Here is a 12543-nt window from a genome sequence, read left to right on the forward strand (position 1 = left end):
GCGCGCAATACAAAAAACACTGTGGAAACAGATAGGTAGGAGCATTGCACGCTTGCCGTCAGTGCTCAACCCCTGATTGAGAGTATTTGTTTTGACAGTAGTGATGTGAGAGAAACCCAACCCCTTGGGCGCGGCGCGAACTTGCTGTTCGCAGTCTACCCGTGTTCAGCGGACAAGGCGCCCCTGAACTTCGCAATCGCCTCATCCGGGACACCTGCCGCCTCCAGCACGGCCGCAGTGAAACTCACGGGTGCGGTGCCCGGTGCCGTAATGACCCGGCCGGCAGAGACCGCCGATGCGCTGTCCTGATACCGGGAAGCGCCCTGATAGTCCTCAACGTTTTGGATCAGAAAATCAGCTGCGTTCGAGGTATGTTGAACGTCGTTCAGTAGCCCCGCGCGAGCCACAGCCAGCGTCCCGGCGCAGATCCCGCCAACCGCTGCGCCGCCCTCATGCAGCCCGGCGAGAAGGGGGCCGATTTCTGGTGCTTCCGCGGTTTCCCAGATCGTGCCGCCAACAACCACGACCACATCCGGTTTCCAGCCTGACAGCGCATCCAGATCCTGAGATACGAAGGCGCGCAGCCCGCCCATTGAACTGACTTCTCCGGTGTCGGGAGAGAAATATTGAACATCCAGGTCGTAAAAAGACCTGCCGGCTCCGCCGATCAACGCGTATTCCCAGTCTGCAAATCCCTGTGTCAGCAATACCGCAATCTTTGTCATTAATACGTGTCCGACTGTTACCTGAGCAGAACATAAAGTGAACGCAGTAAGTCCGCAATACCAATTTCTCCCGTCACGCAGGATAAGCGGAACGCGAAACTTGCAAAGAACTCTGTAACCCGAAATCGGGGCATCCGCCGGGCCAAACACACGCCAAGCAGCGATGAAGCTTGCCGGTTTTCCTTGCATCGGGCGCGGCAGTGGGGCTCAGTTGCCGGAAGGGGCTGACCGGAAAGGGCCGACAATGACCGAGCAAGACGCAAATAGCACGTCCAAATGGCCGCAGGGCGACGCGCCGGTTCTGGTGACCGGCGCGAGCGGCTTCATCGGCCGCGCGGTTGTGCGATGCCTGATAAAATCCGGGGCCAGCACACGTGCGCTGGCGCGAAGCCCGGGCACCGGCGCGCTTTCGCAGCTTGGGGTTGAGGTTTCGCGGGGCTCCATCAGCAGCCCGGGATCGGCGCTGAAGGACGTCAACACGGTGTTTCACCTTGCCTATGATTTGCGCGCTTCGGGATTGGATAACCTGTCGGCCTTTCGCAGTTTTCTGGACGCAATTGCCGAGGCAGGTGTGCGCAATCTTGTACACGCAAGCTCGGTTGTCGTCCATGATGGCTGGCCTTCCGGAGCGCTTGTCGAGGATGCTCCGATAACCGCGCCGGACATTGGTTCGAGCTATCGTGGTGCCAAGATTGCCATGGAAAACCTGATTGCCGAGGCCGTCCATAACGGGCAACTGGCATCCGCAACCCTGCTGCGCCCCACGCTTGTCTACGGGCCAGGCAGCCGGATGTGGAGCGAGGCCGTCGTCGAACGCCTCAGATCCGGGCCGATCCTTGTTCCGGATGCGCCTGCGGATCATCCGGCCGGGCGCCCCTTTGGCCTGTGCCATCTTGTCCACGTGGACGATCTGGCCAGGGCGGCCGTGAACGCGGGTGCTATAGAGAAACCTGGGGTTCGCGCCTATCTGATTTCCGATCCATCACCGATCACCTGGCCAGATTACTACCGGGCGCTGTCGAGTGCGCTTGGCACCGGAACGGTGGAAACGCGGCCCTTCGCCGAAATGGAGGCCCGGCTTCCGCCGCAGGTCAATGGGCCGGTCGATCAGGGGCCGAGCCTTGCGGCCCGCGTGAGCTCGAAACTGCGAACAATCGTCGGAAACGACACCATCGACATGGTCGGGCGGAAGCTCCGCAAGTATCGTCAAAGCGGCACAGCCGAGCAGTTTCCCGATCGTTTCCTGTTCGAACTTTACACCTCGTCCGGTGAAATCGACGTATCCCGGGCCAAAGCTGAGCTGGGTCTTACGCGCGGTGCCGATATACAGGACCGGATGAAAGACGTGGCCGCTTATTACAAATAGCGGACCGAACCACCTGAGCTAGCGGTTCGCGGCCAGCCTTCGATATGTGTCGATAAATTGCTGGTGGACCCAATCCGGGTTGAACCTGTCCTCGCGGCTTCTTTCCAGAGCGGCGGCCCCCATCTGCTCTAGCGCGGCCTCATCCGCAAGAACCGAATGAAGCGCATTGCAGATCGCGGCCACATCACCGACGGGCACAACACGCCCGACGCTGTCATCGACCAGTTCGACAACCCCCGAACAGGCGGTCGCTACGACCGGGGTTCCGGTCTGAAAGGCTTCGGGAATGACAAAGGGCAGCGCCTCGTAGCGCGAGGTCAGGGCGAACACATCCGCCGCGCGCACGTGGAGATGCACTTGTTCGGTGCGGCCCGCAAAGGTCAGATGGCTGAGCACGCCTTTTTCCGCCGCCAGCGCCTTGTAGGTTTCTTCCAGTGGTCCATCACCGACAAGCAGGAACCGGTAACCCGGATGGCTGTCTTTCATGCGAGCGACACATTCGATCAGGATATCGATGCCCTTCTGGTGCGACTGGCGCGCCACGGTCACGATAAGCTTTTCGCCGTCGCCAAGATATTTCTGCCGCACGGCGGCAATCGCTTCGGCCGAATCCACCGGTGCCGGTTTGACGCCGAGGCCGAGGACCTGAACCTGTGCTGCGGGGATTCCACCGATCTCGATCAGGTCCCGCGCCGAGGCATGGCTGGGCGTGATCACCAGATCGCAGTGCCTGGCAACGCGGGAAAACGTCTTCACGCGTTCGGGCTCGGAGCCGTGATAGGTCACCACAACAGGAATGCGCCGTCCTGTGCGGGCCATCAGCGAAACCAACGCAGGTGCCGATTCATGCGCGTGGATGAGATCGACGCGGTTCCGCCCAAGCCATCGGCGCAATCCAAGAACCGAATGAGCAAGGTGTTTCAGTCGCGCGGGGATGCCCCCCCCCTCGCTGGCCACATAGCGTATTGGAAGTTGCAGAAAGCCGTCGTCGTCATCACCCCCGTACCAGACGCCTGCGTTGCCCGACAGCGTGATGTTATGTCCAAGTTCGCGCAATGTCTGAGTCAGCGCCAGCATGTGCCTTGGGATGCCGCCAAGGTTGAACTGCGTGCCGATCTGAAGAACCGACAGAGGTGGCTGGTCACCATTTTGCGACTGTTCGGTCGTCATGGGATTTTCTCCGGCCGTATCAGAACTGCGCGCGGGTAATCGCTGCGTATCTACATCACTTTCACAGGTCGCACAGCGTTGCAAGGCGCAGGGGAAAGCGCCTTCGCACGTGCTCTGCAAAGTGAACAATGGCACGTAGATTGGCAAAATGTTTCCAGACAGGGGCCGGCAATTCCGACAATATGCAACACCTCCCATCCCCAACCGCCACCTGCCGATGCGGCCGGAGTCAGGCGGTTGACATATGGTATCCGATCTACAATCTGGTCCGGACTTTTGAGACAGGCGCCAACCATTGGAAACGAAGCGCATTTTTGATGACGGGAACGGCCCGCATGGACGGTATCCATGACGGAGGGGCTGACCGATATTGTTATTGGGTCTGGTCCCTCGGCGCTGGCAACGGTTGAGGGTCTGTTGGCGAGGGGCCGGAAAGTAACCGTTGTGGATGCGGGTCGGAAGCTTGAACCGAACCGCGCCGCGCTCCGCGATACTCTGGGTGCGACGGAACCGGAAGGCTGGGATCAGGGCACGCTGACTGAACTCCGTGCCCGTCAGCTTGATATCACCGACAGTGCGGCGCGTTTCGGATCACGCTTTGCGCTGCGCGCGCGGGACGAAGTGGTGTTTCCCGAAAACCCTGATGTGGTGTTGCAGTCGTCGCGGGCTTTTGGCGGCCTGAGCAATGTGTGGGGGTCGGCAGTTTTGCCCTGGGCTCCTGATGATCTGGCGGGTTGGCCCGTCACCGCGACCGATCTGAAACCACATTATGCCGAGGTCGCGTCGCTGGTGTCTGTTGCCGGCAGCGCGGCCTCATTCGACGACATTCTGGCCTCGGGCGACCTGCCGCTTGCGCATCTGTTACCCGCCACGCGACAGGCCAGGACGCTGTTGCGCCGCCTGAAACCGAAAACCACACCGGGCGGAGCACAGTACTGGCCGGGTCCCGCGCGTCAGGCGGCCGGACCCGATTGCCGCGCTTGCGGGCTTTGCCTGTACGGCTGCCCCTACGGTCAGATTTTCAACAGTTCGGCTAAAATGGCCGCCCACCTGCGGGAAGGCCGGATTGCATACCAACAAGCCGAAGTCGTTCGAATTCGCGAAGGCGCAGACGGCGTAACACTGGATATCGCGGACGGGCGTTCGCCGATTTCAGGCGCGCGCGTCTTTGTCGCGACCGGCGTGCTCGAAACCGCGCGGCTTATGTTTGAAAGCAATGGCGAACTGGCGGGGCGCGGCGTGGTTCTCCGCGACAGCCGGCATATGTTCACACCTCATCTGGCGACCTGGGGGGCGGGAAATATCGGGTCCGGACCCCATCACACATTGGCGCTAGCGTTTGTGGAACTGCGCGACCAGGCGATATCCCCCTGGACCATACACTCGCAGCTTTACGGCTGGAATGACTTCTACGCGCGCGAAATGTTCAACAAATATGGGCATGGCATTGGCCTGTTGCGGCCGGTATTCGACCGCGTCGCGCGTCGTTTGATTGTCGTGCAGAGCTTCCTGCACTCGGACCACTGTGCCAAAATTCACCTGCGGCCCGCGCCAGGCGATCCTGAGCGACGTCTGAGCGCAGAGGTCGAAGAGGCAGAGGACTTTGGAAAACGGGTTGGCCAAATCCGGCGCGCAATGGCAAGATACCTGCGGCCCGCAGGGTTGATCGCAATTACCAAGGCGGGTCAGATCGGCCTGCCGGGTTCAAGCTTTCATTGCGGCGCGACCCTGCCCATGAAGAATAATCCCGGGCTGGGCGACACCGACACACTCGGACGGCCGCACGGCGCCACCAGGACATATGTGGTCGATGCCTCAGTCATGCCGGCGATCCCGGCCAGCACAATCACCCTGTCAGTCATGGCCAACGCGCACCGGATTGCCACATTGGCCTAGTGGCGGTTCCTTGGCTTACGTCTCGCCACGGATCATCCGCAACGCTTGGGAAATGGAGCCGGGCATGGCGACGGGCATCAGGGCAAAGAACGCCAATCCTCCGATGCCGATGGAACTGAAAAACAGCGCCGCAACGCCCAAGGACCCACCGACCAGCTGTTGCCACACAAGCACGACCAAAGCCATTGCGGCAGAGATCAGCAAGGGTGCGACCAGCTTCGCCAGATAACGCCGCCACCCGATGGCCTCGGTCGCCAGCGCTACATTCGAACGTATCGGAAACGCGATTACGGCTCGGGTCGTGGCAGCGACCGCGACGGCAAACAAACCGAACTGCGCCGCGACACCAATCAGGGCGAAACCAACCGCGACCTCGATCCCTGCGGCAACCAGAAACCGCGAAAGTTTGCCATGGGCCAGCAAATAGGCCTCTTGTATGGCGACAAGCGCATTCACTGCCCCCATAAGGCACATCAGCGGAAGGATCTGTCCGGCACCGGTCCAGTCCGGACCGACAGTCAGCAGAACGCCGGGTTTTGCGACCACGGCCAGCCCGGCAAAGGCCACAAAAGCAATCAGCGCCGCGATCTGGGACACGTTGAGCAGGAAGCGCGCCGTGTCACCCGTTTGGCGGCGCAGTTCCGCAAAGCTCGACTGTGCGACGCCTTTCAGCGGAAACGAAACCAGTGTCGTCAACAACTCCACCAGCCGAAACGCGAAGGAATAAAGACCGACCGCGACGGGGCCGGTTGTCAGGCCCAGTGCGATGGTCGGTGTGTGGACGATGACCAGTGAGGATGTCCGCAGGACAAGCGTGTTTGGGCCCAGCCCGTGCACAAGCGCGAGATCGGCGCGTGTCGGAATCCGCTTGGGCAACCAGCCCGCGGCGACAATCGAGATCGCCGAGTTGACGCCAAGCTGCACCAATCGCTGCCCGACCAGGCTCCAGGCTCCGAAGCCATTGACCGCCAGCGTGATGCACACAATGCCGCCCGCCACAACGGCCACCGCGTTGCGAATTGCGATGATCCGGAAATCGTGGTTGCGTCTGAGGATGGCGCTGGATACTCCGCCAGCGCCCAGAAACAGGATCGCCGGACTTGCAGCTGTCAGCAAACCGGCAACCTTTGGTTGGCCGTATAGCGCGGCGATCGCCGGCGAAAACAGGATCAACAGGCCGACAATGGCAAGCGAGACAAACATGAGGGCGACGAATGTGCCTTCAAGCCGCCCTTCCTCGATCGTGTGACGCTCGATGATCGCCTCGGTCATGGTGTCGCGAACCAGAACCTCGCCAATGAATACAAAGGCGAAGGCCATCATGACGATGCCAAAAGCCTCGGCACCAATGATCCGGGCCACCAGAATAAAGACGAAAATCCCGGTCAGGTTCTCGACCAGGCTGGATCCGGTGATCCAGGCCACATTTCGCGAGAAATGCCGGTTCATCCGCCGCACTCCATACACGGATCAGGTATCAATGTGGCGTCCCGGTCGCTGGCAGAAATCATAGCGATCCGCTCCGGTCAAATTTCAGCGCTTGTTCTGTCATCCTGAAGTCACAGCCACCGGGGCTGGTTGTCCCATGCCTTACTCACTAAACTCATCAAATATGGTTCTTACTTTTCTAAGCACAGGAATATACGCGTAAAGCCTTCAAATTCCCGAAAAGAACTGGAACCGCAGTTTATTCGCCGACTCTGTTGCAAAATTAAGAACACTCCGGGTCCACTAAGCACCTATGTCGGAACCGAGGGATCGTTCGGGGCGGGAATTTATCCTGCGGACAGCCTGCATTTTGGCACACGGACTATATCCATCTGCCCCAAGTCACCGTTGCGCACGCGCGCCCTGCTCAAGCTTGCCCAGCATCTTCGTCAGTGTCTTTCGCTCATCCGGTGCTAATGCGCCAAGGATCTGCTCTTCCAGTGCGGCCAGATGGGGGGACATCGCCTTGTACAGGTCCAGCCCTTTTTGCGATGGCGTAAGCAGTTCGCTTCGGCCGTCGTCGGGGTTTGGGTGCCGTTCAAGCAAGTGCCGGCTTTCCAGTTTTCCCACGGCGCGGCTGACGGCAACTTTGTCGATGGTCGCGGCAGCGACGATTTCGCGGTTGGTGATCTTCCGGTCGCGCACCAGAATTGCCAGAACCCGCCATTCGGCTGAGCTGAGATCAAACTTGTCCTGGTGGATGGCACGTACCAGGTCGTTCACGGCGGCGTAGGTCCGGCGCAGCTGATAGGGAAAGAAACTGTTCAGATCAAGCTCGGCCGGTTTGGCTGGTTCGTAGGTTTCAATCTTCGACTTTTGTCCCATGCGGTATCTCCCACCAACCACAAATGCGGATGGCAAAGGCTGTCGTGATTTTAGTTGACATCGTTGCACATGAAACCAATACTTGCAATATAGTTTCGATAGTAACTAGTTGCAATCTGGGCACTGCTATCTCTGGGGAGGAGAATGACATGATCACTGGAACCAAGATCGGCGGACTTCTGACAGCCACGCTGATAAGCACCGGGTTGACCGTTTCGGTCGCATCAGCCGAAGAGTTTGTCTTGTCTTCATGGTTGCCGCCGCAGCATCCGGTCGTTGCGAACGTCATCCAGCCATGGGCCGATTCCGTCGCCGAAGCCACCGAGGACCGGGTGACCGTGCGTATTCTTCCCAAACCGCTTGGCCCGCCCCCGGCGCATTATGATCTGGCCGTGGATGGGGTCGCGGATATTACCTATGGGTTGCATTCCTTTACCCGCGACGACCGGTTCCTGCGCTCGCGGATCGGGCAGTTTTCGTTTCTGGGGGACTCGGCGGAAAACACGTCTGTGGCATATTGGAACGTTTATGCCGGGGATCTGGATGCACAGGCTGAACACGAAGGCGCCAAGCTGCTTGGCCTGTTCGTTCACGGGCCGGGCATGTTCCATAATAACCAGCGCAAGATCGAAACTGCCGACGATTTCGCCGGTCTGAAAATTCGTACCCCGGGCGGGTATATTGCAGATCTGTCAACAGATCTGGGCATCACCACACAGTTCATGGGCCCCGGTCAGGTGTTCGAGAAATTGTCCACCGGCGTCATCGACGGCGTCACTTTCCCGATGGAAGCGTTGAAGGCGTTCAAGCTTACAGATCACGTGACCCACACGATGCGTATTCCGGGCGGCATGTATAACACGTCCTGGTTCCTGATCATGAATGAAGACCGCTGGGACGATATCTCGGACGCTGACAAGGCGGCGATTGAAGCCGTATCCGGTGAAGCCTTTGCCGCGCTTGCCGGCAGGACCTGGGATGCAGCAGATGCCGTGGGCGCCGAATATGTGGCCGAAAGCCAGGTCGAGGTTTACGAAGCGCCGGATGCGGTTCTCGACACCATTCGCGGTTTCGCGGACAAGCACGAAGCGGCCTGGGCCGAAGCGGTGGCCGCCACCGGGTTTGACGGGACGGCTGCGCTGAAGGAAATGCGCGCTCAGGCCGGAAACTGAACCGTCATGCGCCAGCAGGACACGGCGACCCGTCCGCGCAAAAGCGTGATGCTGTTCCGCGCCATGGCCGTCGGCTCTGTGGTGGTCCTGCTGGCGATGATGCTGCTGACATCCGCTGATGTGGTAGCGCGCTATGTTTTCAACAGCCCGATAAAAGGCGCGTTTGAGCTGACGGAAATCGGTCTTGCTGTTCTGGTGTTTCTGGCCATGCCCCTGACCACCGCTTCCAACGAACATGTGACAGTCGATCTCCTCACGCTGCCGTCCCGCGCGCTGATGTCCAGAGTTCTGGTTCTCGTTGGTTTCGTCATCGTGGCCGGCACGTTTGTAGCCATGGCGTGGGAGGTCTGGGAACACGCCGCAAAGCTGCAGAAGCGGGGCACGGTGACGAACTCTCTATCCATCCCTGTCTATCTGGTTGCATTCCTCGTTTCTGCGGCCTGCACCGTATCGGTCTTTGCCGCGGCGGTTGCGTTTTTCAAAGGCTCTGATGAATGATCGCCTCACTTTTGGGTATCGCCGTCCTGTTTCTGCTGGTTCTGGCGCGGGTGCCAATTGCATTTGCCATGATCTGCGTCGGTACGGTCGGGTTTGCCCTGCTGCGCAGCTGGAAGGCGAGTTTTACCCTATTGGGCAATACAACCTTTGACACGGTCCTCTCGTTCACCCTGTCGGTCATTCCGTTGTTCATTCTCATGGGAAACCTGCTGACTGCATCGGGTGTCAGCCATTCCCTGTTCGCCGCCGCGCAACGACTGCTGCGCAATCTGCACGGCGGTCTGGCAATGGCGACGGTGGTGGCCTGCGGAGGGTTCAGCGCGGTTTGCGGATCGTCGCTTGCCACCGCTGCCACAATGTCAAAGGTGGCCATGCCATCCATGCGCAAGGTCGGCTACGCCGACAGCCTTGCGACAGGGTCCATCGCGGCCGGCGGGACATTGGGCATTCTGATCCCGCCTTCGGTCATCTTGATCATTTACGGCATCATCACCGAAGCGGATATTGCCAAGCTGTTCCTGGCAGGATTGCTTCCCGGGCTGTTGGGCGTGCTGCTTTACATGGCGGCGGTTTTTGCGGCGGTAAAGGTAAAGCCCGAACTGGCACCTGCGGGTTCCGACGATAATCCACTGACAGCGCGGGATATCGTCGGGGTCTGTGCGGTGGTCGGGCTGTTTGCCCTGATCATGATCGGTATCTATGGCGGGTTCTTTACCCCGTCCGAAGCCGCTGCTGTGGGTGCCTTCCTTTCTCTGCTGATCGCCATTGGCATGGGAGGTTTGAGGTTCCCCGACCTCATTCAGGTGGGTATCGATACGGTCCGGCCCACCGCCATGATCTTCGCGATTGTCATCGGGGCCGAGGTGTTTTCCAACTTTGTCAGCTTTGCGGGCCTGCCCGACGCGATCCTGAGCTTTGTGCAGTCCCTGAACGTCAATGCCTTTGTCGTGATGTTTGTGCTGGTCCTGATCTACATTCTGCTGGGCGCATTTCTGGAAAGCCTGTCGATGATCCTGCTGACGGTGCCGATCTTCTTTCCGATGATCATGGCGTTGGATTTCGGAGACGGCCTGTTGTCGAGCCCCGAGGCAGTGGCCATCTGGTTCGGGATCATCGTAGTTGTCGTGACCGAGATCAGCCTGATTTCGCCACCCATCGGACTGAACGTATTCGTACTGCGGACGATCCTGCCGGATATCCCGATCCGGACGATGTTTGCGGGGATTCTGCCGTTTTGGGTGGCCGACATCCTTCGTCTGGCATTGCTTATCGCATTCCCGTCTGTTTCCTTGCTGCTGTCGATCTGAATGTGTCAGGTTTGACGAAGCGCTTCAACGAAGCCAGAGACGTGCGTAAGGCGGCAAGGTAATGCGCCCATCAACGGGGTTGATCGCTGTATCGGATAGCAGGTCATGCAGACCGGATGCGCCTTGCTGGCGAAGCCAGGACACCGGCATTTCGACCGCGTTTTCGGAAAAATTGAAGGCGCAGACAACGCTGCCGATCGGTGACCGTCTGGCAAATGTGAACAAAGCGGATGTGCCCGTGTTCAGAATTTCTGTCGGGTTGGCGGCATGAAACTCCTTTGTTCCGGCACGGCGGTCCAGAATTTCCCGTATCCCGGAATAGACACGACCCGGCACGCCATCCGGTTCAGTCTGCGCTGTGCCCGCACGATCCCAGTCCATCATGGGCCGGTGCAGCCAGCGGCTGTCATGCGCATTTGCGGGATCGTCGCGATAGCTCCAGTCGTTCAGTAACGCGATTTCATCGCCCATATAAATCAGGGGAATGCCGCCATAGCTGGCGATAATCGCGTGACCCATCAGTATCCGGTCGATCGCGCGGTCGATTGTTGGGCCGTCACCGGATTCCATGGCGCGTTCCAACCCGGCCAGCGACGCACAGGTGCCACTGATCCGCTTGTCGCCGGTATCGGGGTTGAATTGGAACAGTTCACCTTTGGCAAAGCTTCCGGGAAACACGCCCTCAAAAAAGTCCGACAAAAAGGCCCGGTGCGGCTGACCGCCGAGCCCGACCGCTGCGGCATCTTCATCCGTCACAGCCCAGCCGATATCGTCGTGGCAACGCAGATAGGTCGCGTAGGTGGCGTTTGTAAGCGTCTTGGGGAAATGCGTATCAAGCACATGGGTTATCAGCCTTGTGTCCCGGGACGCAAGCGATGACCAGAACTGCACCATAAGCGAGTTGTGGTAGGCCAGGTTGCCTTCCTTGCCATCGTGCTCACCGCGCCCGAGATAGGGCAACATCTCAGCAGGGCTGACAATGGCTTCTTCCAGATGAATGACCGATGGCGCGACGATCCGGCTGGCGGCGCGCAGCGCATGCAGCAGTACATGGCATTCGGGTTCAGACTGACAACGCGTGCCCATGCGCTTCCACATGAACGCAACCGCATCAAATCGCAGGATATCGACCCCGCGATTGGCCAGTGACAGCATGATGTCCGTCATCTCCAGAAAAACCTGCGGGTTGGCCCAGTTCAGGTCCCATTGGTGTTCGTTGAACGTGGTCCAGACCCATTTTTGGCAATCGTCATACCAGGTGAAATTGCCGGACGCGCCATCCGGGAAGACTTCGACCAGTGACTGTTCGTACTGTTTCGGCAGCGTGTCATCGGAAAACATCAGGTAGTAGTCCGAATATTTCGCATCACCCTTGCGCGCTTTTTTGGCCCAGGCGTGTTCCTTTGCGGTGTGGTTCAACACCATGTCGATGCAGACACTGATCCCACGCGCGCGGCAGGCGCGGGCTGCGCTTTCAAAATCCTCCATCGTACCAAAGGCGGGATTGATCGCGCGATAATCCTGAACAGAATAGCCACCGTCATTGTCGCCCTTGCGCGGTTTCAGGCAGGGCATGAAATGCACGTAATTGATGCCGAGGTCGCTTAGATAATCCAGCTTGCCTGAGACGTCGCGAAAGTGACCGCAGAAGCGGTCAATATAAAAGACGTATCCCGCCATGTCCTGACGTTGAAACCAATCCGGTTCCAGATCCCGTTTCAGATCAAGCATACGCAAGTCTTCAGGGCGGTTTTTCCAGGCTCTGCGGAGCAATCTGTCCAGCGCCTTCCGGAATTGGTCAAAGTCGTCGCGATGGCCGTAAAGCCGCTCCAGCATCGGCCACAAGTCATCTTGGCTGCGCTGATAGCGCAGGTCAAAAAGCGTTTCGCCTATGTCGTCAGAGGCGTTGTGGACCTTGTTTCGTGGCATTGGGGCAGCTTCAAATTGGTCTTAGGTAATCCGGAACATGGCGGTTTTGTCCGATTTCGTCCGTGACGTCAGGATAACGAACCCGACCTTGATGGAACATTCACCCCCGTGCGACCCGTTCACCGCCGGCAATTGAGGCCATGACGAACGGGCTGGCACTGGAGTAT

The 12543-nt window shown here is 59.1% G+C and carries 10 protein-coding genes; 5 read left to right on the forward strand and 5 right to left on the reverse strand.

The annotated features are described in order from the left end of the window. Nucleotides 1-155: 155 nt before the first annotated feature. Nucleotides 156-725: a DJ-1/PfpI family protein gene (locus ACR0D8_RS12670; RefSeq protein ID WP_480646911.1), complete on the reverse strand. Its 570-nt coding sequence runs from the start codon at nt 723-725 to the stop codon at nt 156-158. Nucleotides 726-969: 244 nt separating this feature from the next. On the opposite strand from ACR0D8_RS12670, the gene ACR0D8_RS12675 reads away from it, so the two are divergent. Further along, a complete protein-coding gene (locus tag ACR0D8_RS12675; protein ID WP_480646913.1) occupies nt 970-2091 on the forward strand; it encodes an NAD-dependent epimerase/dehydratase family protein in 1122 nt (373 codons plus the stop codon). Between the two features lie 18 nt (nt 2092-2109). Here the strand turns inward: ACR0D8_RS12675 and ACR0D8_RS12680 are convergent, their stop codons facing one another. Then, nucleotides 2110-3261, reverse strand: a complete 1152-nt coding sequence (locus ACR0D8_RS12680) for a glycosyltransferase family 4 protein (protein ID WP_480646915.1) — start codon at nt 3259-3261, stop codon at nt 2110-2112. Nucleotides 3262-3609: 348 nt separating this feature from the next. On the opposite strand from ACR0D8_RS12680, the gene ACR0D8_RS12685 reads away from it, so the two are divergent. Further along, nucleotides 3610-5157 carry a GMC oxidoreductase gene (locus ACR0D8_RS12685; protein ID WP_480646917.1) on the forward strand — a complete coding sequence of 516 codons (1548 nt, stop codon included), beginning with the start codon at nt 3610-3612 and terminating at the stop codon, nt 5155-5157. A gap of 15 nt (nt 5158-5172) precedes the next feature. Here ACR0D8_RS12685 and ACR0D8_RS12690 read toward each other — a convergent pair whose 3' ends face one another. Next, complete coding sequence (locus tag ACR0D8_RS12690; RefSeq protein WP_480646919.1) at nt 5173-6606, reverse strand: oligosaccharide flippase family protein; 1434 nt, start codon at nt 6604-6606, stop codon at nt 5173-5175. A gap of 381 nt (nt 6607-6987) precedes the next feature. Further along, nucleotides 6988-7470: a MarR family winged helix-turn-helix transcriptional regulator gene (locus tag ACR0D8_RS12695; RefSeq protein WP_480646921.1), complete on the reverse strand. Its 483-nt coding sequence runs from the start codon at nt 7468-7470 to the stop codon at nt 6988-6990. A gap of 149 nt (nt 7471-7619) precedes the next feature. Here ACR0D8_RS12695 and ACR0D8_RS12700 point away from each other — a divergent pair, with 149 nt between their 5' ends. From ACR0D8_RS12700 to ACR0D8_RS12710, 3 genes are read left to right on the forward strand one after another with little or no spacing between them, the layout of a single operon-like run. Further along, complete coding sequence (locus ACR0D8_RS12700; RefSeq protein ID WP_480646923.1) at nt 7620-8642, forward strand: TRAP transporter substrate-binding protein; 1023 nt, start codon at nt 7620-7622, stop codon at nt 8640-8642. A gap of 6 nt (nt 8643-8648) precedes the next feature. Continuing rightward, nucleotides 8649-9140, forward strand: a complete 492-nt coding sequence (locus tag ACR0D8_RS12705) for a TRAP transporter small permease (protein ID WP_480646925.1) — start codon at nt 8649-8651, stop codon at nt 9138-9140. Continuing rightward, a complete protein-coding gene (locus ACR0D8_RS12710) occupies nt 9137-10447 on the forward strand; it encodes a TRAP transporter large permease (RefSeq protein ID WP_480646927.1) in 1311 nt (436 codons plus the stop codon). Before ACR0D8_RS12705 ends, ACR0D8_RS12710 begins: the two co-directional genes overlap by 4 nt. Nucleotides 10448-10471: 24 nt before the next feature. On the opposite strand, the gene ACR0D8_RS12715 is transcribed toward ACR0D8_RS12710, so the two are convergent. Continuing rightward, a complete protein-coding gene (locus tag ACR0D8_RS12715) occupies nt 10472-12376 on the reverse strand; it encodes an amylosucrase (RefSeq protein ID WP_480646929.1) in 1905 nt (634 codons plus the stop codon). Between the last annotated feature and the right edge of the window lie 167 nt (nt 12377-12543).

The organism is Ruegeria sp. BG10, from assembly GCF_056538575.1.